Below are 25,871 nucleotides of genomic sequence, written 5' to 3'. Positions count from 1 at the left end.
AAAAGCATCAATCGATGCGCATTAGGGGAAATCGCAGGGCAAGCGTTAAAGTGCCAAAGGTATGAACGACAATGTGCACATCGTTCTTACCTATGGAGGTTATACATTGGAATATGTATAACGAATTTGGGTGGTACCACGGAAGATCAACCTTTCGTCCCTCGTTGCTTCGATTATGAAGCGTGAGGAACGGAAGGTTTTTTTGTTTATTTGAAGTATAGCTAAGCATAAGCTTCATGCCTATGCGGACATCTATATTTCACCGCGAAACGTAAGCTTTTGCCGCCAGAGGACGGCGCCAGCCGTTTACGCTTGAGAGGAGGATGACTGATGGTAACGCAAGATGCTTTACAGAAGTCTAAAGAAGAATTGATGGAAAAACTCTCGAAGCCCGAGGTCATATCGGGATCGGAAATATTGCTCCGCAGTCTGTTGCTTGAAGGTGTAGATTGCGTGTTCGGTTATCCAGGCGGCGCTGTATTGTATATCTATGACGCCATGCATGGCAACCCAGACTTCAACCACTTATTGACTCGCCATGAGCAAGGCGCGATTCATGCAGCTGACGGATATGCACGCGCAAGCGGCAAGGTCGGCGTATGTATCGCAACGTCGGGACCAGGCGCTACTAACCTAGTAACAGGTATCGCGACGGCTTACATGGACTCCGTGCCGCTCGTTGTAATTACGGGTAATGTTATCTCTTCCCTAATCGGATCGGACGCGTTCCAAGAGGCTGATATTACGGGCATTACGATGCCGATTACGAAGCATAGCTATCTGGTACGCAATGTAGAGGACTTGCCGCGTACGATTCACGAGGCGTTCCATATTGCGAACACCGGCCGTAAAGGCCCTGTGCTTATCGATATTCCGAAGGACGTATCCGCAGCGAAGACGCTGTTCAAGCCGGTAACGGAAGTAAGCATCCGCGGCTACAATCCGACGGTAAATCCGAACAAGCTGCAGCTTGATAAGCTGGTGAAGGCGATTGAAGAATCGACTCGTCCGCTCATCCTTGCCGGCGGAGGCGTTGTTTACTCCGGCGCTCACGAGGAGCTTCTCGAGTTCGTGACGAAGACGGATATTCCGATCACGACGACGCTTCTAGGTCTTGGCGGATATCCAAGCGGCAACGATCTATGGCTTGGCATGCCGGGCATGCACGGCACGTATACCGCTAATATGTCGATTCAGAACGCAGACTTGCTCATTAATATCGGCGCACGGTTCGATGACCGCGTAACGGGCAAGCTTTCCGGCTTCGCTCCGAAAGCAAAGATCGTTCATATCGATATCGATCCGGCTGAGATCGGCAAGAACGTACCGACAGATATTCCAATCGTCGGCGACGTGAAAACCGTTCTAGGCCTTGCGAACAAGATTGTGAAGCGTGCGGACAAAGCAGACGTATGGCGCGCGGACATTCAGAAGTCGAAGGCTGCACATCCGTTCCGCTACATTGATTCCGAAGACGAGCTTAAGCCGCAATGGGTCGTGGAGTTAATCCACGAAACAACGAACGGCGATGCAATCGTAACGACGGACGTCGGTCAGCATCAGATGTGGGCGGCTCAATATTATAAATTCAACAAGCCGCGTTCTTGGGTAACGTCGGGTGGTCTTGGCACGATGGGCTTCGGTTTCCCATCGGCGATCGGCGCTCAAATGGCGAACCCGGATCGTACAGTCGTATCGATTAACGGAGACGGCGGCATGCAGATGTGCGCTCAGGAACTCGCGATTTGCGCAATCAACAACATTCCTGTTAAGGTAGTTATTATTAACAACCAAGTACTCGGAATGGTACGTCAATGGCAAGAGCTTATTCACGAGAACCGCTTCAGCCATATCGATCTCGCAGGCAGCCCTGATTTCGTTAAGCTTGCCGAAGCGTATGGCGTAAAAGGTTTCCGTGCTTCGAACAAAGAGGATGCTAGAGCGGTTTGGGAAGAGGCGCTTAATCATCCTGGTCCGGCTGTCGTGGAATTCGTCGTTCGCAGAGATGAGAATGTGTATCCGATGGTCGCGCAAGGCAGCACTATCGACCAAATGATCATGGGGGATTCGGAATGAAGAAGCATACGATTGCAGTAATCGTTAACGATCAGCCCGGCGTTCTGCAGCGCGTATCCGGCTTGTTCGGACGCCGCGGCTTCAATATTGAGAGCATTACGGTTGGCACGAGCGAGGAAGTAGGCTTGTCGCGCATGGTCATCGTCACTACAGGCGATGATCATACGCTCGAGCAAATCATCAAACAGTTGTACAAGCTGATCGATGTCATCAAAGTTATCGATCTTAGCTCGAACCCAATGGTTGCCCGTGAGCTTGCGCTCATCAAGGTAGCCGCTGAGCCGTCGGTAAGACCGGAAATTCTCGGCGTTGTCGATACGTTCCGCGCAGCCGTTGTCGACATCGGCACGCACTCGTTGATCGTGCAAGTTGTCGGCGACACTGAGAAGATCGACGCGATGGTCGAGCTTCTTAAGCCATATGGCATTCGCGAGTTGTCCCGCACTGGGGTAACGGCACTTAACCGCGGCAATTCTAAGTAACAGCATTTGTTCAACGTCTAACTTGTTCAACATCCCTATTTGAACGGGAGTTTAAGGGGAGAACCGCTTCTATTCGCCATTCTCTGCTTAAACACCCGTTCAAAAGGGTTAAATTAAAGGAGGCAATTATTATCATGGCAGTTACAATGTATTATGAAAAAGACGCTGATCAAGGCGTTCTTCAAGGTAAAACAATTGCAGTAATCGGTTACGGCAGCCAAGGCCACGCGCAAGCGCAAAACCTTCGCGACAGCGGTCTGAAAGTAGTTATCGGTCTTCGTCCAGGTAAATCCGCAGACGTAGCTAAGAAAGACGGCTTCGAAGTATTGACAGTTGCAGAAGCAACTAAAATCGCTGACGTTGTTCAAATCTTGCTTCCTGACGAAACACAAGCGAAAGTATACGCGGAAGAAATCGAACCAAACCTCAAAAAAGGCGCGGCTCTTATGTTCTCCCACGGCTTCAACATCCACTACGGCCAAATCGTGCCTAGCCAAGATACAGACGTATTCCTGGTTGCTCCTAAGTCGCCGGGCCACATGGTTCGCCGTACGTACCAAGAAGGCTTCGGCGTTCCTGGTCTGATCGCGATCCAACAAGACGCTACCGGCAATGCTAAAGCTATCGGCCTTGCATATGCTAAAGGTATCGGCTGTACTCGTGCGGGCGTTATCGAAACTTCTTTCAAAGAAGAGACAGAAACAGATTTGTTCGGCGAGCAAGCCGTACTTTGCGGCGGCGCTTCCGCGCTTGTTAAAGCTGGCTTCGAGACGCTTGTTGAAGCTGGATACGCTCCAGAGATGGCTTACTTCGAGTGCTTGCACGAGCTTAAGCTAATCGTTGACTTGATGTATGAAGGCGGACTTGCAACAATGCGCGATTCCATCTCCAACACAGCTGAGTACGGCGACTATGTAACTGGTCCTCGTATCGTTACAGAAGAAACGAAAAAAGAAATGAAACGCGTTCTTGAAGACATCCAATCCGGACGTTTCGCACGCGACTTCATCTTGGAGAACCAATCGAACCGTGCAATGCTTACAGCTACACGCCGTAACGAAGCTGCTCACCCTATCGAGCAAACAGGCAAACAGCTTCGTGAACTTATGCACTGGATCAAGAAGTAATAAACTGCGTCTATACGCAAAATGATATGATCCCGGTACGCCTTTAGCGCATGCGGCAATCGTCTGACGATCCGCGTGCGCCCCCGCGTGTACCGGGATAATTCTGTTCACGGAGGTACTAGAGCCATATGCGGAAAATTTATATTTTCGATACAACGCTTCGTGACGRGGAACAATCCCCCGGCGTCAACCTGAATACGAAGGAGAAGGTCGAGATTGCGCTGCAGCTCGAGAAGCTGGGCGTCGATCGAATCGAAGCAGGCTTCCCGGCTGCGTCGCCAGGCGACCTGGCAGCCGTCAACGCCGTTGCGCGCGCCGTGAAGAACGCAAGCGTAATCGGATTGTCCCGCTCGCGTGAGCAGGACATCGATGCGGTGCGTGAAGCGCTTATCGGCGCACAAGATCCAAGCATTCACGTCTTCCTTGCTACAAGCCCCATCCATCGCAAGCATAAGCTTAGAATGGAGAAGGAGCAGGTGCTGGAGACAGCTGAGCGCGCCATTCGGTACGCGAAGCAATATTTCAGCAAGGTAGAATTCTCGCCTGAGGATGCAGGACGCACAGAGCTTGATTTCCTCTGCCAAGTGACGGAGATGGCAATCAAGGCTGGAGCTACGGTCGTGAACATTCCCGATACGGTCGGATACTTAAATCCGCTTGAGTATGGCAACATCTTCAAGACGCTTAAGGAGAACGTGCCGAATATCGAGACGATTCAGCTTAGCGCGCACTGCCACGACGATCTTGGCATGGCGACTGCTAATGCGCTATCGGCGATCATGAACGGCGCGGATCAAATCGAAGGCACTATCAACGGCATTGGCGAGCGCGCGGGCAACACGGCGCTTGAAGAAGTCGCGATGGCGCTAGCGACGCGTCCGGATTACTTCGGCGCTCAGACGACGCTGAACTTGAAGGAAATCGCGAAGACGAGCCGATTAGTCAGTAAGCTTACAGGCATGGTCATTCCGGGCAATAAGGCGATTGTCGGTGCGAATGCGTTCGCGCATGAATCCGGCATTCACCAGGACGGCATGCTGAAGGAGAAGACAACGTACGAGATTATTTCGCCGGATACGATCGGCTTGAAGGAATCGAAGCTTGTCCTCGGCAAGCACTCCGGACGTCATGCGTTCCGCGAGAAGCTGATCGACCTCGGATACGAACTCGAAGACGAATCCGTTAACGCGGCGTTCGCTAAGTTCAAGGACTTGGCTGACCGCAAGAAGAACGTGACGGATGAAGACATTCGCGCGATGCTCGAAGAGAAGCTCGTCGATACGCCGGAAGTGTTCACGCTTGAGACGATCCAAGTGAACTACACGAACCAATCGACGCCTAGCGCTTCGGTTCGCATTCGCAAGGCGGAAGGCGAAGCGGTCGAAGAAGCGGCAGTCGGCAACGGCTCCGTGGATGCGATCTATAACGCGATTGATAAAGTAACAGGCGAGACAGTCGAGCTGGAGGACTACTCCATTAAGTCTGTATCGCAAGGCAAAGACGCGCTTGGCGAGGTTCATGTCGTGCTCAAGCAGGATGAAGTGACTGCTCAAGGCCGCGGCCTAAGCACCGACATTCTAGAAGCAAGCGCTCGCGCTTACATCGATGCGGTGAACCGCTTGATCGACAAGCGCAAGTCGCCGAGTCGCCGCGATAAGATGAGCCTGATCTAGGACAACTGAGCAAGCAGGTGGGATGACCGCTGAACAAGAGGACAGCAGTCAAGGGGGATTACCTTTGGCGGCTGTCCTCTTTCTCGAAATATAAGAATTTATAAGTTTTCTGCTTATAACCTGGCTTATATTTCTCCGGAATGAAACGTGCCACGCAGCCAAAGGACGGCGTTAGCCGTTTCACCTTGATAATTGGGCTTATAGCTGCAAACTATAAACTAAATAGATTTTATATCTTTGTAATCAAGGCAGTTTTATGGTACAAATGATAATAGACTGAGAATGAGATAATAGAGGAGTGTACAATCAATCATGGCAGAAGTGAAAAAGATCGCAGTCATTGCCGGCGACGGTATTGGACCTGAAGTTGTAGGCGAGGCGCTTAAAGTACTTAAGAAATCAGAAGAACTGTTCGGTTACCAATTCGAGACGGAGAACGGCTTGTTCGGCGGTATCGCAATCGACGAGAAAGGTACGCCGCTTCCGCAGGAAACGCTTGACCTGTGCAAAGGCGCGGACGCGGTATTGCTCGGCGCTGTTGGCGGTCCGAAATGGGACAACAACTCGAAGGAGCTTCGTCCTGAGACAGGTCTGCTCGGCATTCGCAAAGCGCTTGGCCTATTCTCCAATATTCGTCCAGCAATGGTATTCGACTGCTTGAAAGAAGCTTCCACGCTGAAGCCGGAAGTTCTTGAAGGTACGGACCTGATCGTTGTGCGTGAACTGACAGGCGGCATCTACTTCGGCGAGAAGTTCCGCCGCGAAGGCGCGAACGGCGAAGAAGCTGTCGATACTTGCGTATATAATGTACAAGAAGTTGAGCGCATCGTGCGCCAAGCGTTCGACATCGCTATGACTCGCAGCAAACGTCTTGCATCCGTTGACAAAGCGAACGTTCTTGAGACATCCCGCCTGTGGCGCGAAGTCGTTAACCGGATCGCTCCTGAATATCCAGAAGTTGAGCTTGAGCATGTACTCGTTGACAACTGCGCTATGCAATTGCTTCGCCGTCCATCGAGCTTCGATGTTATCGTAACGGAAAATATGTTCGGCGATATTCTTAGCGACGAAGCGGCAATGCTGACGGGTTCGATCGGCATGCTGTCGTCTGCTTCCCTGGGCGAAGGTAGCTTCGGTTTGTACGAGCCGGTACACGGCTCTGCGCCTGACATTGCGGGACAAGGCATCTCCAATCCAATCGCTACGATTCTGTCTGTTGCGCTTATGTTCAGACTGACGTTCGGCTATCACGAGGCTGCGGCATCGATCGAGAACGCGGTGAAGGAAGTATTGGATGCTGGCCACCGTACTGGTGATATCGCAGTTGATAAGAGCACAGCAATCGGCACAACAGCTATGGGCGATCTTATCGTAGCTGCGATGAAAAAATAATTTGCAGTTTAAAATAATTATCAAAAAGAATTAATTATAATATTGACTTCATTACATTCTAGTGATAGTATGTAACAAGTAAGTTGCGCAAATAAATCGGCACAAATAATAATCTATGGATAGGTCAAGGAGGTTTTTCGATTATGGCAGAACGTTTGGTAGGTCGCCCGGCTCCAGATTTCACAATGGAAACGGCAACTGGTAACGGACAAGATTTTGGTACGGCGTCGCTTTCGGATTACAAAGGTAAATGGTTGGTATTGTTCTTCTACCCGCTCGATTTCACTTTCGTATGCCCGACTGAAATTACCGCTTTGAGCTTGGCTGCAGAACAATTCAACAACTTGAACACTGAAATTCTTGGTGTCAGCGTAGATAGCAAGCACAGCCACCGCGCGTGGATCAACACGCCGGTTAACGATAACGGTCTTGGTCAACTGAGCTTCCCGCTCGCTGCTGACATTACGAAGAACGTTGCACGTGACTACGGCGTATTGATCGAAGAAGAAGGAATCGCGCTTCGCGGTTTGTTCATCATCGATCCGGAAGGCGAAGTAAAATACCAAGTTGTTAACCACAACGACGTAGGCCGCAGCGTTGAAGAAACGCTTCGCGTATTGCAAGCTTTGCAATCCGGCGGACTTTGCCCAATCAACTGGAAACCAGGCCAGTCTCACCTGGTAGCGAAATAATAATCGATTTCGTTCATATGGAACCCGTACCTTCTGGTACGGGTTTTGTTATTGTCAGAGCGGGATATTTAAGTACCATAAACGAGATGTCATTTATTTCAAGCAGGAATTTCAGAGATTATTAGCGAATAATGTAGGGTATAATGAGCAGCCAGCGTGAATTGTAATGATGCAACGTCTAAGGAGGGGTATCGCTATGAGTTTTTGCTGTGGAGCGAGTATGATTGGAACGAAGGGTACGCTGAAGCATTATCGAACACAAATTCACAATGTGCCAATTACGTTTTGTCCAGTATGCCATCGCGTCGATATTCACTATTTGGCACAGGACGAGTATGACATTTTGGCTGAGTATGCTCATGGCGACGATGCCGCCGAGGTGGACTTTCAAGAATATGTGGAGCAGGACGGCAAGCTGCTGTTCGAGAACTGCGTTAATAACGAGAACGAGGATCCAATGGATGTTGTGCATAGTCAGATCGATATGGCGCTTGATCTGCTCAGCTTCGCTAAGCAGATTGAGGATACAGAGTGGGAGCTACAGCTTAAGAAGCGGCTTATGATGCTTAATAGCCGCCGCAACAAATTGCGTCAGAGGCGCACCTCGGTGTAGCTGCGATGAGTATAAAGCGACTGCCTCCTGCGGGAGGCTTATTTTTTTAATTAGATTAAAAAAATTAAAATCGTTACCCCCCGAAAAAGAAGGAACACATTCGAATCATACTAGTAGTGAGGTGGAGCGGTTGTTACTTGTATTGTTCAAACGGTTTTTGCGAAAGCCTGCTTCCGCAAAAACGCAGGAGACCGAGCAGAAGCTCGCTCCCGAACAATGGGTTGCCAGAATCCGTCTGGGCGATGAAAGGCTCCGAGAGCAGTTCATTTCAGACTACAAACCTTATATTTTGAAAGTAACAAGTCGATTTAGCAAACGGTACATCGATCCGAACCGTGATGATGAATATAGCATAGCGCTGCTGGCCTTTAATGAATCCATTAACCAGTTCGACAGCAATGCGGGAAAATCATTCATCGGATTCGCTGAAACCGTCATTAGGCGTCGGCTTATTGACTATGTCCGAAAAGAACAGCGCCATTCGCAGGTTGTTCCGTACAGCATGTTCGACACGGAGGAAGAGGATCAGCCGGTATATAACTCGGTGGAGACGAAGCAGGCGCTTCATCAATATGACTTAAGACAGACTGAGAACGAGCGGCGATTGGAGATCGGTGATCTGAATACCGAGCTTGAGAGCTACGGCATAACGTTCATGGAGTTGGTTGAGCAATCGCCGAAGCATTCCGATTCGCGCAAGCTGCTGATCGGCATTGCGCAGACACTAGCGTTCGACCCTGAACTGCTGCAGACGTTCAAGCAGGCGGGCAGACTGCCGGTTAAAGAACTCACCGAGCTATGCGGTGTATCGCGAAAAACGGTTGAGCGCAATCGGAAGTATATTATTGCAATTGCGCTTGTGATCTCGGGTACATATCCTTTCATGCACGATTACCTAAACATACCGATTGAACCCCATTCTATGAATCAGGAGGCTAGCCAATGAAGCGCGGAATCGTCATGAGCATGACTGATAAATATGCTGTTGTTATGACGGCAGATGGCGGATTTTTGCGAGCCCCTATTCAAGGAACGCCGCAAATAGGCGAAGAAATTATTTTCGAGCAAGAATATTCGGAAGCTAGACGCAGACCCAGACTGAGATCCGTGTATGGCTATTCGGGCGCAGCAGCCATTGCATTGATTTTATTTTTGCCGCTGCTCTTCATGATGGTGAAGGACGCTAATCCAATTGTCGCTTACGTCAGTATGGACATTAACCCAAGCATTGAGATCGGCGTCGACAGCCAGGATCGCGTTCGGTCGTTGCACGCGCTGAATGAGGACGGAAAGAAAATCATAAGCGGTCTTACTTATAAGGGCGTTGCAGTTGAACTTGTCGCGGCAAGCTTGTTCGAGAAAGCAAGAGAATCACACTATCTAGATGTGGCAGATAAGGACATAGTCATAACAAGCATGGTGATGAAGGGTGGGCAAGATGGCGGCAACGATTATGATCAACTGCTGTCAGGCAAAATTAGCGATACGTTAATAGAGCGATTGACCGAGCTTGCGGCTGAATCGATTACGGCTAACATTACGACGCTTGCCATACCGTCGGAGCTTCGCGATGAGGCAGCAGCCAACGGCGTATCTTCCGGCAAAATGGCCGTGTACTTGATGGCGAAGGACGAAGGCTACCAAATCGAGCTGGAGCAGTTGAAGAAACAATCGATTGATAGCGTGACGGCATCGATAGGCGGCGTGAAGACAATCGTCGAAAACGCCCCGGATACGAGTAAAAGCAAGCTGAAGGAACTTGTTGACCGCGAGAAGGCGGAGAAGATCAAGAAGGATGACGACGAAAAAAATAGTCAGAAGCCTGCCTCAACCCCTAAGCCTGCAAAGACGGCTAAGCCGAATGGCACAAGCAAGCCAGCAGTAACGAATAAGGATGATAAGAATCAGGGTAGTCAAGGCAATGGGGGCAGGAAACCTACGGCTACACCTAATAACGGCAAGAAGCCGACTTCAACCGATAAATCTTCTTCTGGCAAAAACGATGGTAAAAATCGCGGCGATAAGGGTTGGGGAGACAAAGACGATAACAACGACGATAATCGCGGCAGCAGAGACGATAATAATGATGATGACGACAGGGGACAGTCCAGCGGTCGCGGTAATAACGACAATGTGGATTGGGATAACGATTGGGATGATGGCCGCAATGATGATCGTTCCAACGATCGGGATAATAATGATCGCAATCGAGGCGGACAAGACAGAAACGACGAACATGACAATAGTCGTGGCGGAGGATCGCAAAGCGGTAGAGAAAACAACGGGGACCGGCGACATTAGGCGACGGTTATCACTATTTTGGCTGCATTTTTAGAAGAAGCGTGTCTCTGGACTCATTTAAATAACAATTTTCGACAGTATTTCTGATTGACAGCGATTGTAAAGTAATCCTATGATTAGTGTATGTCATAACCATGGTCTGTAGTCGTAGCCGGGGAGGAGTACATAATGCAGGCTATTCGAAAGCGCTATTTCCCGGCGCTTGCCGAGTACTTACGGAGTCGCAGTGAAGAGTCATTGTTTCGGGCAGGCGAACTCGGCAGAGAGCTGGATGGATTTATACCCGAGGAACTCATCGCTATGCATGAAGAAAGCTTGCAGAAGCTTGTCGCTAATGTAGAATCTGAGGAAGCGTTGCAGCTTTACAATCGTTCGTTTCTGTTCCTTATCGAGGTTATGGTTGCCGTACGCTTCGAGGTGACCGCTGATCAATCCGTCGAACAACGGTTTACGGAAATGAGAGAAATGCTGTTCCGCTCGAACCGATCCTTTGAAATGGTCAAAAATAAATATGAGAACGTTCTGCAGCATATGGACAGCGGGATTGCCATCTTCGACAGCGATGGAATTTTGTCGTTTATTAATGTACAAATGGCCAAGCTGCTCGAGATTCCGCGGCAGACGCTTATCGGCTGCAATATGAAAGAAATATTAAGACATCGCCAACTGGGCATTAGCACGAAACGGACAATCCTTCGGTTATATCGGKAGATGTTCCTTCTGCGCAGCAAATATTATGAATTCGAATATAAGGACGGCAAGCATCTGCTGGTGACCGTTACATACGGCGATCAACTGGACGGAGATTTTCTGTTCAGCGTGAAGGACGTTTCCGAGTATAAACAGATCGAACAGAGCGCGATGCAGAATGACAAGCTGGCAATGCTTGGGAAGATTGCCGCAGCCATCGCGCATGAAATACGCAATCCGCTTACCAGCATAAGAGGCTTTATCCAACTGCTGCGCCCTTATTTGCTGCAAGTAGGCAAAGAGGAATATGCCCGCATTATTTTGACGGAGATTGATAGAGCGAACGATATTATTTATGAATTTCTTAATTCCTCTAAGCCGTCAGCCCCGATGAAGCAATATGTATCCATCCACTCCTTAATCAAGGAAGTTGTTTTACTAACCGAGAGTGAGTCATTGCTCCGCAATTGCGAAATTGTAGCTGAGTGCCAGACAGAAGATTTGTTCGTCTCGATCGATGTGAAGCAAGTGAAGCAGGTCGTGCTGAACATTATCAAAAATGCTCTCGATGCTATTGAAGATGTACAGCTGGAGCGCAGAGGCCGAATTGATGTCATCGGACGAAGTGACGGCCAGTACGCCGAGATCGTCATTCGAGATAACGGCAAAGGAATAGACAAAGCTACGATGAGCCGGCTGTTCGATCCGTTCTTCACAACGAAGCAGCTTGGCACGGGACTCGGCTTGTCGGTAAGTTATCGAATCATACGCAATCATGGCGGAGCGATTCGGGTAGACAGCCAGCCCGGCAGCGGTACCGAATTTATCATTTATTTGCCATTAGCAGAGTAAACCATTAGAATCGGGGGTAATAACTCGATTCTTTTTTTCATTTCATTTGATCGCAGGAAAGTGAGGAGCAATAAACATGAACGTACAATTTACAGTCGGTGCACGCGCTGCCAATCAAGCTGCGCCTGATGCCGTTATTAGATGGATCGACGCTGCTGATCTGAAGCAGGAGGCTGGTTCGAAGGTTATTATTCAGCCTCAGCTTGACGAGGCGATTCGCGGATTAAGCGCCAAAGGCATCTTCAAGGCGGAGTCCGAGCAAGTGGAAGTTGTTCCTACATTAGGGCTATACCCTGCATCGCATGTGTTATTTGTCGGATACTCGGAAGCGGGCGGAGCAGATGGCTTGCGGAAGTCAGCAGCGGCGGCAGCTAAAGCGTTGAAGCGGCTAAGAGCGCAATCCTTGCAAATTATTCCTCCAACGCTCAGCAGCAGCGGAGCGGAAGGTTTGAGCGCAAGCGCTGCTGCTCAAGCAATGACGGAAGGATTGCTGCTTGCGCTGCATGATCGTATGCCGTTGAAGAAAGAGCAGGGCAACAGATTTCAAATTAAGGATGTTACCATAACTCTAGAAGCTGCAACACTTGGGGACGTCTTAGGATGGGAAGCCGGCATTAAGCGCGCCAAGGTTGTCGCAGGCGGCGTAAGTTATGCGCGCGACTTGACGAACTTGCCGGGCAATGACCTTACACCGGAGAGACTGGCTTTCCACGCGGAAGAACTGGCGCGTGAGTATGATTTGGATATAGAAGTTATTGACGAATGGAGCGCCTCTGAGCAGGGGATGGGAGGCTTGCTTGGCGTTGGCCAAGGAAGTATCAACCCGCCCCGCATGATTGTACTTGAATATAAGGGCGATCCGAATTCGAAGGAAACATGGGGACTGATTGGCAAAGGGATTACATTCGATACTGGGGGTATCTCACTTAAAAGAGCACCCGGTATGGAGGAAATGATATCGGATATGGGCGGTGCAGCGGCAGTGCTCGGCGCCATGAAGGTTATTGCGGAGACGAAACCGGCGGTTAACGTAATTGCCGTCGTTCCAACAGCGGAGAATATGCCTTCAGATCGAGCGCTTAAGCCKGGCGATGTCATTCGTACGATGAGCGGTTATACGGTCGAAGTCGTGAATACCGACGCAGAAGGAAGGCTTGTGCTGGCCGATGGTTTAACGACCGCCATTCGCCGCGGCGCTACACGTCTAATCGATGTGGCAACACTGACTGGAGCGGTAGGAGTGGCGCTTGGTACGGAGGCAACGGGAGCGGTTACGAACGATACGTCATTGCTGCTGCAATTGCTTGCGGCTGCCGAACGTGCGGGCGAGCGCGTATGGCAGTTGCCTTCCTACCCAGAGTACAAGAAGCAGTTGCGAAGCGACGCTGCTGATCTGAAGAACAGCGGCGGACGTTATGCCGGAACGATTACGGGCGGCTTGTTCATTGGCCATTTTGCCGAGGAGCTGCCATGGGTTCATCTGGATATCGCCGGAACGGCGTGGCTGGAAGTGCCAAGAGGCTGGGAGCCTAAGGGAGCAACAGGCGTAATGGTGAGGACATTGGTCGAGTTAGTCGAACAGCGAGATTAGCGTTATTATAGGCATCGGTGGCATCGGTTAGGCTATTCACCCTCCCATAAGTGGGCATACTAACTACTAATTAACGATCTGGGGGACAGTTGTCGTGACTTATGAAGAGGTTATGAGTGAGCTGGAGCGATTGGGATCGGAGCAAACGAAGCGTACATGTATCTCTCATGGAGCAATGGAGCCTTTCTTTGGTGTTAAGATTGGCGATATGAAGAAGCTCGTGAAGCATGTGAAGAAGGATCATGAACTAGCTCTAAAGCTATATGACTCGGGGAACTCTGATGCGATGTATCTGGCAGGTCTTAGCGTTAATCCAAAGCTGATGGCAAAAGAGCAATTGCAGCATTGGGTAGATCAGGCGTACTGGTATCTGCTTGCGGAGACGACAGTAGCGGGTGTAGCGGCCGAAAGTCCCTATGCCCGCGAGCTGGCGCTTGCATGGATGGAATCAACGAAGGAAATGGTTGCTTCGTGCGGTTGGAGCACCTATGCCAGTTATGTATCGGTGACGCAGGATGAGAAACTAGATATAGAAGAAATTCGCGGCTTGCTTCGGCGCGTTGAGCAGACCATTCATCAAGAGCAGAATCGCGTCCGTTACACGATGAACAGCTTCGTTATTACAGTCGGCGTCTACGTCACGGAATTGATGGAAGAGGCAATGACCGCAGCTGAGCAGATCGGCAAGGTGCATGTGGACGTAGGTAATACGGCATGCAAAGTGCCGCTGGCGGCGAATTACATACAGAAGACGGTAACCATGGGTAAGGCGGGCGTAAAGAAAAAAACATGTATATGTTAGCCTGCGTATTAAGAATAAATTGGATTAATCGATTATCGGCAAGTTGATGCCCATAATTGATGCTTGAAATGGATGAAACCGATGCCAAGTTGATTATGGTTGACGGGCAAGTAATGTACTAAAATATGAAGAGGTTATGTATCAGAGGGCAAGCATCAATAATTATGAAGCAATTAGTATCAAGGAAGACGGCGCCCATGTATGTTGGCGTTCGCCTTAGAAAATAATAGGATGGTTATGAATAGAGAGGGTGGAATTTTCTGCAATGAGCATCCATGATGAGCGCAATCATTCGCCTTGGAAAAGCTACTATGGTCCCAATCTTGGTTATGTGCAAGAGCAATACGAGCAATATTTGACCGATCCGAATTCGGTTGACGCTTCGGTTCGTGAACTGTTTGTCCAATGGGGGGCACCTCCTTCCACGCCAATTGCGGGCGGAACGCAAACTGCAAGTGCAGTAGTGAGCAACGTGGCACTGCCGGCAGGCGCTGGAGTCGGTCCGATCGACTCGAATATGTTGAAGAAGGTCGTTGCTGCGCATCAGCTTATGCTGAACATACGCAGATACGGCCATTTAGCTGCGGATATCGATCCACTGGGCTTAAGCCCGGAGGCTGATACGAAGCTTCTTGATCCTGCGACGTTCGGTCTTACGCAAGCGGACTTGTCGGCTATACCGGGATCATTGATCTGGGATAACGCGCCAGCGGAAATTTCGAACGGCTGGGATGCTATCCTTCGTCTAAAAGAAATTTACTCGCGTTCGGCTGCTTACGAGTTTACGCATATCCATGACGAAAGCGAACGTTTCTGGCTGCACGAGAAAGCGGAATCGGGTTCATTCCCTGCGCCGCTATCGGCAAGGGAACGCGAATCGCTACTCGAGCGTTTGCTTCAAGTTGAGCAATTCGAAAGCTTCCTGCACCGTACATTTGTAGGTCAGAAGCGCTTCTCGATCGAAGGCGTTGATATGCTCGTGCCGGTGCTGGATGAGATTGTCCGCGCAGTCGCTCATGATGGAGCTACTAATATTCTAATGGGTATGGCGCATCGCGGTCGTCTAAACGTACTTACTCACGTGCTCGGCAAGCCGTATGAGAAAATTTTCTCTGAGTTCCATCATGCGCCTAACAAGGAAGTCATTCCTTCCGAGGGCTCGATGGGTATTAACTACGGGTGGACAGGCGACGTTAAATATCACCTTGGCGCGGATCGCGCAATCAAGGAAGGCGAGACGGTACGCGCGAATGTTGTACTCGCGAACAACCCGAGCCATCTTGAATTCGTTAATCCGGTCGTTGAAGGCTTCACGCGCGCAGCGCAAGAAGATCGCAGCAAGCCTGGCTTCCCGCAGCAGGATCTGCATAGCGCAGTTACGATCGCCATCCATGGCGATGCGGCATTCATCGGCGAAGGCATTGTGGCCGAGACGCTTAACTTCAATAAATTGCAAGGCTACCGCAACGGCGGAACGATTCACATTATTGCGAACAACCGCTTGGGCTTCACGACGAACAGCATCGATTCCCGCTCGACGCATTATGCGAGCGACTTGGCCAAAGGCTTCGACATTCCGATCGTTCACGTGAACGCGGATGAGCCGGAAGCTTGTCTTGCAGCCGTTCGCCTTGCTTGCGAATATCGTCTGCGCTTCAACAAAGGTTTTGTTATCGACCTGATCGGCTACCGCCGCTACGGACATAACGAGATGGACGATCCGGAAGTAACGCAACCGCTGATGTACACGAAGGTCCGCAATCATCCGACGGTTGCTACGTTGTACAGCGAGCAGTTGAAAGGCGCACAAGCGATTACGGAAGAGCAAGTGGAGCAATTGCGTCAACGCACGACCGCTTCGCTTCAAGCTGCTTATGATGCGATGAAAGCGAACGAAGGCAAGGCGAAGATTGCCCCGCCTGAACAGACTGGCAATGTCGTGGCCGAGGATGTTCGCACAGCTGTTCCTCTAGAAGAGCTGCGTGAGATCAATCTGGAGCTATTGAACCGTCCAGAAGGCTTTACTGAATATACGAAGCTGCAGCGTATTTTGCAGCGCCGGGCATCGGCATTGAACGATGGCGAGAAAGTAGAATGGGCACATGCGGAGACGCTGGCTTTCGCTACGATTCTTGCTGACGGAACGCCGATCCGTCTCAGCGGTCAAGATTCCGAGCGCGGAACGTTCGCGCATCGCCATATTATGTTGAACGACAATGCGAACGCCGAGAAGTTCTCGCCGCTGCACATGATTCCGCAAGCGAAAGCGTCATTCGCCGTTCATAACAGCCCATTGTCCGAAACGGCTGTTCTAGGCTTCGAGTATGGCTACAACGTATTCGCGCCTGACACGTTCGTTATTTGGGAAGCGCAGTACGGCGACTTCGCGAACGTGGCACAAGTTATTTTCGACCAATTTATTTCCGCAGGCCGGGCAAAATGGTCGCAAAAATCGGGTATTACGATTTTGCTGCCGCACGGTTATGAAGGTCAAGGTCCAGAGCATTCCAGCGCAAGGCTCGAGCGTTTCCTACAGCTCTCCGCCGACAACAACTGGACGGTAGCGAACCTGACTTCCGCGGCTCAATACTTCCACTTGCTTCGTAAGCAAGCGGCTATGCTGGGCAGCGAGAATGTTCGTCCGCTCGTGCTGATGGCGCCTAAGAGCTTGATCCGTAATCCGCGTGTCGCATCGCATGGCGTTGAGCTTAGCGAAGGCTCGTTCAAGCCGGTACTGCCGCAGTTCAGCCTGACTGAACCGAAGGCTGCGAAGGATAAAGTGAAACGCCTTATCCTAGCGACGGGTAAAGTTGCTATCGACCTTGACGAAGCGCTTGCTTCCGGGAATGCAGAGGATTACACTTGGCTGCGCGTTGCGCGTGTAGAGCAATTGTATCCATTGCCGCAAGTGGAGCTTGAGCGTATTATTAGCCAGTTCCCTAAGCTGGAAGAGATCGTGTGGGTACAAGAAGAGCCGAAGAACATGGGCTCATGGTTCTACATGGAGCCGCGTCTCCGCGAGCTTGCTCCTAATAAAGTGGAAGTCCGTTATATCGGACGTCCTGATCGCGCCAGTACGGCAAGCGGTCACCAAGAAGTGCATGCAGCAGAACAACAAAGCATTATTTCATCCGCTTTGAACGGTCAACCGTTCGAATCGAGTTTGGTAAGGGGGTAGTTACCGATGGCAGAAATTATTGTGCCGGAATTGGGAGAGTCGATTTCGGAAGGTACAATTACGAAATGGTTTGTGAAGGAAGGCGATTCCGTCAATCAGGGCGACGTCCTTCTGGAGCTGGAAACGGATAAAGTAAATATCGAGATCAGCGCAGACAGCAGCGGTGTTGTCTCGCGCATTGCAAAAGGCGACGGAGAGGTTGTACTTGTAGGCGAAGCGATCGGTTCGATCGGCGCTTCCGCAGGCGGCGCAGCACCTGCACCAGCGGCAGCTCCTGCACAGCCAGCGGCTCCAGCAGCCGCTGCGCCTGCAGCTGTGCAAGCGCCAGTAGCTGCTGGAGCAGCATCTGTTAACGCTTCGCCGGCTGTTCGCAAGCTGGCTCGCGAGCAAGGCATCGATCTGACGCAAGCGCAAAACCAAGCCGGCCGCATTTCTTCCGGCGATGTATTGTCGTCGCAAGGCGGACAAGCTGCTGCACCAGCAGCAGCTCCAGCAGCTCCAGCGGCAGCAGCACCTGCTGCTCAGCCGCAAGCCGTGAGCGGCAAGCCGGTTGAACGCAAGCGCATGTCGCGCCGCCGGGCAACAATCGCGAACCGTCTCGTTGAAGCGCAACGTACAGCTGCGATGCTGACAACGTTCAACGAAGTTGATATGACAGCGATTCTTGACTTGCGCAAACGCCGCAAGCAATCGTTCTTCGAGAAAAACGATGTGAACCTCGGCTTCATGTCATTCTTCACGAAAGCAGTCGTTGGCGCGCTCAAAGCGTTCCCGCTGCTTAACGCAGAAATCGACGGCGAAGATATCGTCGTTAAGAAATTCTACGATATCGGTATTGCCGTATCCGCGAAGGAAGGTCTTGTCGTTCCTGTCGTACGCGAGGCAGATCGTCTTAGCTTCGCTGAGATCGAGAAAAGCATCGGCGAGCTTGCATCGAAAGCTCGTTCGAACACGCTTGCGCTTAGCGACCTAAGCGGAGGAAGCTTCACGATTACGAATGGCGGCGTCTTCGGCTCCTTGCTGTCGACTCCAATCTTGAACACGCCGCAAGTAGGTATTCTCGGCATGCACAAGATCCAAATTCGTCCGGTCGCCATTAACGATACAGAGATGGCTAACCGTCCAATGATGTACATCGCTCTTTCTTACGATCACCGTATCGTAGATGGCAGCGAAGCGGTTCGTTTCCTAGTTACCGTTAAGAACCTGCTTGAAGATCCGGAAGCTCTTCTTCTTGAAGGCTAAGTTCATTACCTATTCAATCTTAAGCCCGTGGGCAGCAACTTTGTTGCTTCCACGGGCTTTTTCATTGTTGGCGGTGAGTTGCGGCATCTACAATGACCTTCTGCATTGACAAGAAAATCGATGGTCAAACAAATTTAATAGGTATTAAGCAGGACAATGGTTTTGCACGTTGAACATTATTCAATGATGATGACAAATTTACATGCAAATGCACATATAGGTGGGATAGCATATGTCGATAAACAAGTGTGATCTATTCATGTTGGAGAGCGAGGAGCGTTATAGGCATTTGGTTCAGATGCTGCCTGACGCTCTCGTTGTATTTGTCGATTATGACCTCGTTTTCGCGAATGACTCTGCACTTCGGCTTTTCAAGGCAGGGAAGCTGGAAGACGTGATCGGGGTGCCGATCGTCCAATTCTTGCATCCGGATTACTTGTACTGCCTCCCGGCACATGTGGAGTATCTGCTTAGCGAGGTTGGCCCCTCGAACCTTCAAGTGAAGAAGCTGCTGCGCATGGATGGAACTGCTTTTGAAGTCGAAATCAAGGCAGTAGCCGTTACTTATGATGGCAAACGGGGGATTCAGCTCCTTATCCGCGATTTATCCGATCGGATCCGTATGGAGGCTTCCCTTAACGAGAAGGAGAAGCTGTACAAGACGGTAATTGAAAACACGGTTGCAGGAGTTTTCGTCGCGCAAGGAGATGAAATTACATATACAAATCCGCACTTCGCGGAGATGTACGGTTATACACCGGAGGAGTTTATACATATTAGAGTGCGAGATTTGCTGGATGATGGCGATCTGAGAAAGATTAGGCATGAAGTGATGGACAGTTTAAGCAAGGGAACGACTAAGATTCATCTGAGATTGAAAGGACGGCGCAAGGACGGCAGCGTTATGTATATTGAAGGCAGCTCCTCGATTACAACGATAGAAGGCGAGGAGGTTATGCTAGGTATTGTGCAAGACGTTACGTTCAAGCATGAGCAGGAGCAGCAGCTTCGCATGACAGCACTCATGTATCAGAAAATTATTAAATTCATTCCTGAGGCTATCGTATTAACTGACGATGGCCAGGTTATATATGCAAATAAGCTTGCGCTTGAATTAATAGGGGCTAAGGATGGCAATGATGTAATCGGGCAAAACGTAATCAACTTCATACATCCAACTTTCCAAGCGAAAACAACGATGCGGATGGATGAAATTATTTTGTCTGAGGATATCGCCCCTTTCACCGAAAGCATCGTTCGCTGTTCGGACGGAAGATATGTCGACGTCGAAATATCAAGCATACGTATAAATGATTACATGGGCAAAAACGTACTGCTTAGCGTTATAAGGGATCTGACAAACCGAAAGCGATCGGAGGAAATGCTGGTTCGTTCGGAGAAGCTCTCGGTCATTGGCCAATTGGCGGCTGGTGTAGCGCATGAGATCCGCAATCCGTTAACAGCACTTAAAGGGTTTACCCAGCTGCTTAAAGCGAAGTACGACGATCATTCGCACTATTTTGATATTATGGCTGGGGAGATTGATCGTATTAACCTCATTGTGAACGAATTTATGACGCTTGCGAAGCCGCATTTCTCGCAATTCAGCAGCGGACATATCGAGCCGATTATGCAAAGCGTGCTGTCGATCTTGGAGACGCAGGCGATTCTGCTTAACGTCGAGATTAAGGTGGAGCTCGGGCTCGAAATGCCAGCCGTATATTGCAATGAGAATCAGCTGAAGCAGGTGTTTCTGAATGTCATCAAAAACGCGATAGAAGCAATGCCTGGAGGTGGCGTTGTGGATATATCGGCTGTTCTTACAGCTGAGAACGACATATGCATTCGAATTAAGGATGAGGGGCAAGGTATACCTGAGGAGCTCATTGCCAAGATTGGCGAGCCGTTTGTAACGACCAAGGAAAAGGGAACTGGTCTTGGTCTGATGATCAGTTCCCGAATCATTGAGGCCCATAACGGCACGCTGCATCTATACAGTAAGCAAAATGAAGGCACGACTATCGAAATTATATTGCCTGCTCAAGATTCAGATCAGGAACGGCTGCCTGGCGGCGCTTATGATGCAGAATGAAATAAACAACAGAAGATAAGGCAACGATGCTGCCGCAAATGAGATACATGGCGGTGTAGCCGTAGTGAGTAGCGATTAAGCCAAGGCAAAAGGATCCGATGCCGTAGCCCAAATCGAATAGGATAAAGAACGTTGCCGTAGCAAGTCCTCTGCGATGCGGCGGAGCGGCCAGCACGGCAATCGTCTGGAAGCATGGAAGCAGAGCTCCATAGCCAAGTCCGATGACGGCGCCCGATACGAGCAGCATAAGCGGTGAATGTGCAGCGCTTAGCATGAACAAGCCGATGGCAAAGACGGCAATGCTCGGATAGACGATATAATGCTCGGACACTCGATCGAGCAGCTTGCCTACGATTGGACGAGGCAGGACGATCATAATGCCGAAGCAGACGAAGAAGTAGCTGGCATAATCGTCAATGGCACGATCGGCTGCGAAGACGGACATGAAGGTTACGAGTCCGCTGTAAGCGAATGCGACGACGAAGCCGCTAACGGCAATAGGCAATACTTTACGTTCGAAGAGATTACTCCATTGCAGCTTAGTCTTAACCTGGGTATGTGTAGTTTGAGATAGCCCCGATTGCGCCTTCGATGCCTCCTGGGCTTTTGCAGTCGATTTGCTCTTAGCACTGGCTCCTAGTGCAAAAGCGATTAGCGCAAATACGGCGCATAACATAAACAGTGAATTGTAGCCGCCGTGTTTCGTAATCGTCAGCCCGACGAACGGACCAATTACCATCGCCAGGCTCATGAACAAGCTGAAGTAACTAATACCTTCGCCCTTGCGATTCTCAGGCATAATGCTAATCGCGGTTGTGTTCGTTGAGGTTGTGCCGATTGCGAACGTTCCTCCGTGAAGAAAACGGACAAGCAGCAGCATGCCGAAGCTATATACGCCTAAGTATGCGACGGRAAATAAAAAGAATAGCAATAGCGAAACGAATACGATCTTCCTCTCGCCAAATTTGTCCATTAGCTGGCCGGTGAACGGGCGAAGCAGTACGGCGGCGATAATGAAGACGGTCATTGCCAATCCCGCCTGTGATTCAGATCGGCCGAGACCATCGGTAACGTAACCCGATAAGGCGGTAGCCATAATATAAAAGCTCAGAAATAAGAAAAAACTGCTTAAGCAGACTTTAACAAAATCTTTGGTCCATAATTTATGATTGTCTATCACTGCAGGTTCCCCTCTCGGATGTTGTCGTTTTTTTGCCTAAACACAAAAAAAACTGTAATCGCTAGAATGCAACGTCAGCCGTTTAAAGGTTGAATGTCTTGTGCGTTCTCGATGTTACGGTTCACTTTGTTCATGAATTGCATGAACAATTGAACTTCTTCCGGTGAGATGCCGGAAACGATCTGCCGGACATATGCGGCTTCTATAGGAGCTAGCGTGTGCGCTGCCGATCTTCCAAGATCGGTTAAGTGAAGCAGGAGCGATCTTCGATCATTCGGATGCGCTGCCCGTCGCACGAGCCCTTTTTTCTCCAATTGATCGACTAAGCGCGTGATGTTGGCAGGATCCTTCTCGGAACGCTGTGCGAGTTCCTTGTGGCTGATCCCATCCTTCTCGTCTAATGTCATGAGAAGCGACCATTGCTCAGGCGTAACGTCTGAATGGTGAAATAGCTGCTGTAAGCTTTGATTGAGCTTGCGGCCTGTATTTGAGATCATATAGCCGACTGAATGTTTGAATTCCACTGTTCATTCACCTTCTTCGCAATTCGAATCTAAAATAGTTGATATAACAATAATACGCGTAACAACTAATTAGGTCAAGGAAAGGTTGTCGGCGCAAAACGGAGTTAAATACGAAGCTGATGCTGCTTGCGGTATTGTTCAGGCGTTACGTTTAATTGCAGCTTGAAGGCACGGCTGAAATGAGACGGATGCTTAAATCCGACCTCGTAACCAATATCGGTAATCGGCTGCTTGCCCTGAGTGAGCTCGATCTTTGCTTGATAAATACGGCGCTGCATCAGAAATTGAAAGATGGTCATGCCGGTTACTTCCTTAAACGTTTTGGCCAAATAATATTTGCTTAGATGCAGCTCGGCTTGGATCGCGTCAAGCGTAACGTCGTCGGCATAATGCTTCTCCACATAGGAGATGATTGATTGAACGTGATGTTCCTTCGGCGACGGTAAGGTCGCTATCTCCTGCAATGGTTGCTTGCAATGCTCGTTAATAATAATCATGAATTCAAGAAACAGTGCTTGAAACCGTTGGAACGCATAGGTGGATGATTCATTATGGAATTGCACCAGCTTGGCGAATATCGTCTCTATTTCCTGCTTGTCCTCACCGCGAAGCTGCAGCCTCACGTTCTGCAGCTTCTGGAATGGAGCTAGCAAATCGGCTGCAAAGGGCGGTTGAATGAACTGCTTGAAATAATAGGGGTCGAAATGCAGCGTCGAACGATGGTACAGCACGTTTGGATCGACATTGGCTCGGTGCAGCGTTGTGCCGTGCATAAGAAGCAAATCGCCAGGTTCGAGCACATAAATGCGATCATTGATAAGATAGTTGGCTTTACCGTCATGGAAGTAATAGATTTCATAATGAAAATGGGTATGGTATTGAATTTGCGCGTTATAATTGGAGCTTGTCCCGATTGTGAAAGGCTTGGAGATTTTATGCTGCGTACTCATTGCTCACCCGAGTCCTCCTTGTGTAAATAAACTCATTATACACCAACCAGAGTTAAATTAAAGCGGATACAAGCTAATGCGAATGAAGTCGCTTTCGCTCTGAAGTGGTACGATTCAAGTAAACCAACACAAAGGGGAAATGGCGGATGCAAACCGTACGATTGGGTATCATCGGACTTGGCAATATGGGCAAGGGACATATCGGATATTTAAAGAAAGGCGAGGTTAGCGGTGTCGTTCTGACGGCCGTTAGCGACAGCGTACCTGCTAGCCTTGCATGGGCAAAGGAGCAGCTTGGCGATCAGGTTGGTTTATTCGCGGATCCCTATGAGATGATGGACTCCGGTCTTGTTGACGGCGTGTTAATCGCAACTCCGCATTTCTCTCATCCCGAGCTTGCGATCGCGTGTTTCGAACGTGGTCTGCATGTGCTTTGCGAGAAACCAGCCGGAGTCTATACGAAGCAAGTTCGCGAGATGAACGACGCTAGCCGCAAGACGAATGTGAAGTTCAGCATGATGCACAATCAACGGACCAATCCGCTATACGTGAAGCTGAAGGATTTGATCGATTCCGGCGAGCTTGGCGAGATTAAGCGTACGAACTGGATTATTACAAATTGGTATCGTTCGCAATCCTATTATGATTCGGGCACTTGGCGCGCCACATGGGCAGGCGAAGGCGGCGGCGTACTGCTTAACCAAGACCCGCATCAGCTTGATCTATGGCAATGGACGATCGGTATGATGCCGACGCGCGTCCGCGCCTTCTGTTACTTCGGCAAACATCGCAATATCGAAGTAGAGGACGACGTAACGGCTTTCGTCGAATATGAGAACGGGGCAACGGGCGTATTCGTAACGACGACAGGCGAGGCGCCGGGCACGAACAGGCTGGAAATTAGCGGCGACCGAGGTAAGGTTGTTATCGAGGACAATAAACTTACGTTCTGGAGATTGCGCGTATCGGAGAAGGAATTTAACAACAGCTACAAAGGCAGCTTTGGTCAACCGGAATGCTGGAAGATGGACATACCGGTTGAAGGCAGCTACCCGGATCACAAGGGCATTACGCAGAACTGGGTCAATGCGATTCTGCGCGATGAGCCGCTTATTGCTCCCGGCGAGGAAGGCATTAAAGGATTGATGCTGTCCAACGCGATGCTGCTGTCCACTTGGACGGATAATTGGGTCGACTTGCCGATCGATGAGGAGAAATACTATGAGTATTTGCAGGATCGTATTGCCAATTCGACGTTTAAGAAGGAAGTGACTGCACAATGAGTAAAGCTGACGGTATGAATTACGCCCCTAAAGGCAAGCCCAATAGGGTAGCTGAGCCGGGACAGTTTGTTTTCGCGGCGGTTAGTTTGGATCATGGGCATATCTATGGCATGTGCAACGGTCTATTGGAAGCGGGCGCTGAGCTTAAATGGGTATACGACACAGAACCTGCTCGGGTAGAAGCTTTCTTGAAGACATATCCGCAGGCGAAAGCGGCAGAGTCGCTAGAGCAAATATTGGACGATTCGCAGGTTCAGCTTGTTGCTGCAGCGGCGGTGACGTCGGACCGCGGGCCGCTTGGCGTTAGCGTTATGCGCGCAGGAAAACATTATTTCACCGACAAAGCTCCGTTCACGACGCTGGAGCAGCTTGAAGATGCTCGGCAAGCGTATGCCGATACGGGCAAGAAATATGCGGTCTATTATAGCGAACGGTTGCATGTGGAAAGTGCCGTGTTCGCCGGACAGTTAATCGAACAAGGCGCGATTGGCAGAGTGCTGCAGGTCATCGGCCTTGGTCCTCACCGCCTGAACGCGCATTCGCGACCGGAGTGGTTCTTCCAGAAGGAGAAGTATGGCGGCATTATATGCGATATCGGCTCTCACCAGGTGGAGCAATTCCTTTACTTTACCGGCAACAAAAACGCAACGGTCGTGAACAGTAAAGTTGCAAACTACAATAATAAGCAATACCCCGAGCTAGAGGACTTCGGCGATATGTCCATCGTCGGCGAGAACGGAGCGACTGGCTATTTTCGCGTAGACTGGTTCACGCCGAGCGGCCTAAGCACATGGGGGGACGGCCGTATGATTATTATGGGCACGGAAGGATACATCGAGCTTCGAAAGTATGTAGATATTGCACGGGATTCCGCAGGTGATCAAGTGTATTTGGTCAACGCGGACGGCGAGCAGCGGATGCAGGTAAGCGGCCAAGTCGGTTTCCCGTACTTTGGCGGGCTCATTCTCGACTGCTTGAACGGCACGGAGCTTGCCATGACGCAGGAGCATACGTTTAAGGCAGCGGAGCTGAGCTTGATCGCACAGAAACAAGCGGTGAAGGTCGAATAATCCGCTTAATTATAGTCAGGCCGTAAGCGCATCAATCGCTTGCGGCCTCTTTATTGTG

20 protein-coding genes are annotated in these 25,871 nt (G+C 50.1%); 17 read left to right on the top strand and 3 right to left on the bottom strand.

What is annotated here, in order from left to right:
• Nucleotides 1-330: 330 nt before the first annotated feature.
• The 15 genes from ilvB to AC1DF0_RS18000 all read left to right on the top strand — a co-directional run bounded on the left by ilvB (nucleotide 331) and on the right by AC1DF0_RS18000 (nucleotide 20,806).
• Nucleotides 331-2,076: a biosynthetic-type acetolactate synthase large subunit gene (gene ilvB / locus AC1DF0_RS18070; RefSeq protein WP_477574868.1), complete on the top strand. Its 1,746-nt coding sequence runs from the start codon at nucleotides 331-333 to the stop codon at nucleotides 2,074-2,076.
• Nucleotides 2,073-2,558, top strand: a complete 486-nt coding sequence (gene ilvN, locus AC1DF0_RS18065; RefSeq protein WP_337099800.1) for an acetolactate synthase small subunit — start codon at nucleotides 2,073-2,075, stop codon at nucleotides 2,556-2,558. The genes ilvB and ilvN overlap by 4 nt, the downstream gene beginning before the upstream one ends.
• Before the next feature lie 134 nt (nucleotides 2,559-2,692).
• Nucleotides 2,693-3,685 carry a ketol-acid reductoisomerase gene (ilvC, locus tag AC1DF0_RS18060; RefSeq protein WP_337099799.1) on the top strand — a complete coding sequence of 331 codons (993 nt, stop codon included), beginning with the start codon at nucleotides 2,693-2,695 and terminating at the stop codon, nucleotides 3,683-3,685.
• Between the two features lie 128 nt (nucleotides 3,686-3,813).
• On the top strand, nucleotides 3,814-5,358 hold the full coding sequence (locus AC1DF0_RS18055; protein ID WP_477574867.1) for a 2-isopropylmalate synthase: 1,545 nt from the start codon (nucleotides 3,814-3,816) through the stop codon (nucleotides 5,356-5,358).
• A 312-nt stretch (nucleotides 5,359-5,670) separates the two neighbouring features.
• Complete coding sequence (leuB, locus tag AC1DF0_RS18050) at nucleotides 5,671-6,750, top strand: 3-isopropylmalate dehydrogenase (protein WP_477574866.1); 1,080 nt, start codon at nucleotides 5,671-5,673, stop codon at nucleotides 6,748-6,750.
• A gap of 143 nt (nucleotides 6,751-6,893) precedes the next feature.
• Nucleotides 6,894-7,442: a peroxiredoxin gene (locus tag AC1DF0_RS18045; protein WP_337099793.1), complete on the top strand. Its 549-nt coding sequence runs from the start codon at nucleotides 6,894-6,896 to the stop codon at nucleotides 7,440-7,442.
• A gap of 196 nt (nucleotides 7,443-7,638) precedes the next feature.
• Nucleotides 7,639-8,055: a hypothetical protein gene (locus AC1DF0_RS18040; protein ID WP_442048007.1), complete on the top strand. Its 417-nt coding sequence runs from the start codon at nucleotides 7,639-7,641 to the stop codon at nucleotides 8,053-8,055.
• A gap of 130 nt (nucleotides 8,056-8,185) precedes the next feature.
• Nucleotides 8,186-9,001, top strand: a complete 816-nt coding sequence (gene sigI, locus AC1DF0_RS18035) for an RNA polymerase sigma factor SigI (RefSeq protein ID WP_477574865.1) — start codon at nucleotides 8,186-8,188, stop codon at nucleotides 8,999-9,001.
• Nucleotides 8,998-10,356, top strand: coding sequence for an anti-sigma factor domain-containing protein (locus AC1DF0_RS18030; RefSeq protein WP_477574864.1), 1,359 nt, complete (start codon nucleotides 8,998-9,000; stop codon nucleotides 10,354-10,356). The genes sigI and AC1DF0_RS18030 overlap by 4 nt, the downstream gene beginning before the upstream one ends.
• A gap of 168 nt (nucleotides 10,357-10,524) precedes the next feature.
• Nucleotides 10,525-11,898 (top strand): ATP-binding protein, encoded by a 1,374-nt coding sequence (locus AC1DF0_RS18025; protein WP_477574863.1) that lies wholly within the window; start codon nucleotides 10,525-10,527, stop codon nucleotides 11,896-11,898.
• Between the two features lie 76 nt (nucleotides 11,899-11,974).
• Nucleotides 11,975-13,489, top strand: coding sequence for a leucyl aminopeptidase (locus AC1DF0_RS18020; RefSeq protein ID WP_477574862.1), 1,515 nt, complete (start codon nucleotides 11,975-11,977; stop codon nucleotides 13,487-13,489).
• Nucleotides 13,490-13,583: 94 nt separating this feature from the next.
• Nucleotides 13,584-14,291, top strand: a complete 708-nt coding sequence (locus AC1DF0_RS18015; protein ID WP_477574861.1) for a DNA alkylation repair protein — start codon at nucleotides 13,584-13,586, stop codon at nucleotides 14,289-14,291.
• Between the two features lie 265 nt (nucleotides 14,292-14,556).
• A complete protein-coding gene (locus tag AC1DF0_RS18010; RefSeq protein ID WP_477574860.1) occupies nucleotides 14,557-17,469 on the top strand; it encodes a 2-oxoglutarate dehydrogenase E1 component in 2,913 nt (970 codons plus the stop codon).
• Between the two features lie 6 nt (nucleotides 17,470-17,475).
• Nucleotides 17,476-18,714 carry a 2-oxoglutarate dehydrogenase complex dihydrolipoyllysine-residue succinyltransferase gene (gene odhB / locus AC1DF0_RS18005; RefSeq protein WP_477574859.1) on the top strand — a complete coding sequence of 413 codons (1,239 nt, stop codon included), beginning with the start codon at nucleotides 17,476-17,478 and terminating at the stop codon, nucleotides 18,712-18,714.
• Nucleotides 18,715-18,946: 232 nt separating this feature from the next.
• A complete protein-coding gene (locus tag AC1DF0_RS18000) occupies nucleotides 18,947-20,806 on the top strand; it encodes a PAS domain-containing sensor histidine kinase (RefSeq protein ID WP_477574858.1) in 1,860 nt (619 codons plus the stop codon).
• Here the strand turns inward: AC1DF0_RS18000 and AC1DF0_RS17995 are convergent.
• From AC1DF0_RS17995 to AC1DF0_RS17985, 3 genes are all read right to left on the bottom strand, one after another.
• On the bottom strand, nucleotides 20,742-21,986 hold the full coding sequence (locus AC1DF0_RS17995; protein WP_477574857.1) for an MFS transporter: 1,245 nt from the start codon (nucleotides 21,984-21,986) through the stop codon (nucleotides 20,742-20,744). The genes AC1DF0_RS18000 and AC1DF0_RS17995 overlap by 65 nt on opposite strands.
• 74 nt (nucleotides 21,987-22,060) lie before the next feature.
• Entirely contained in the window at nucleotides 22,061-22,510 is a 450-nt protein-coding gene (locus AC1DF0_RS17990) for a MarR family winged helix-turn-helix transcriptional regulator (protein ID WP_442047998.1), read from the bottom strand.
• Between the two features lie 104 nt (nucleotides 22,511-22,614).
• Complete coding sequence (locus AC1DF0_RS17985; protein WP_477574856.1) at nucleotides 22,615-23,460, bottom strand: AraC family transcriptional regulator; 846 nt, start codon at nucleotides 23,458-23,460, stop codon at nucleotides 22,615-22,617.
• A gap of 146 nt (nucleotides 23,461-23,606) precedes the next feature.
• Here AC1DF0_RS17985 and AC1DF0_RS17980 point away from each other — a divergent pair, with 146 nt between their 5' ends.
• Complete coding sequence (locus AC1DF0_RS17980) at nucleotides 23,607-24,743, top strand: Gfo/Idh/MocA family protein (protein WP_477574855.1); 1,137 nt, start codon at nucleotides 23,607-23,609, stop codon at nucleotides 24,741-24,743.
• Nucleotides 24,740-25,813: a Gfo/Idh/MocA family protein gene (locus AC1DF0_RS17975; protein ID WP_477574854.1), complete on the top strand. Its 1,074-nt coding sequence runs from the start codon at nucleotides 24,740-24,742 to the stop codon at nucleotides 25,811-25,813. Before AC1DF0_RS17980 ends, AC1DF0_RS17975 begins: the two co-directional genes overlap by 4 nt.
• Nucleotides 25,814-25,871 lie beyond the last annotated feature (58 nt).

It is taken from the genome of Paenibacillus sp. 05T425, assembly GCF_056396205.1.
Note: the sequence above shows the minus strand (reverse complement) of the source record. Positions and strands in the feature narration are given on the sequence as shown.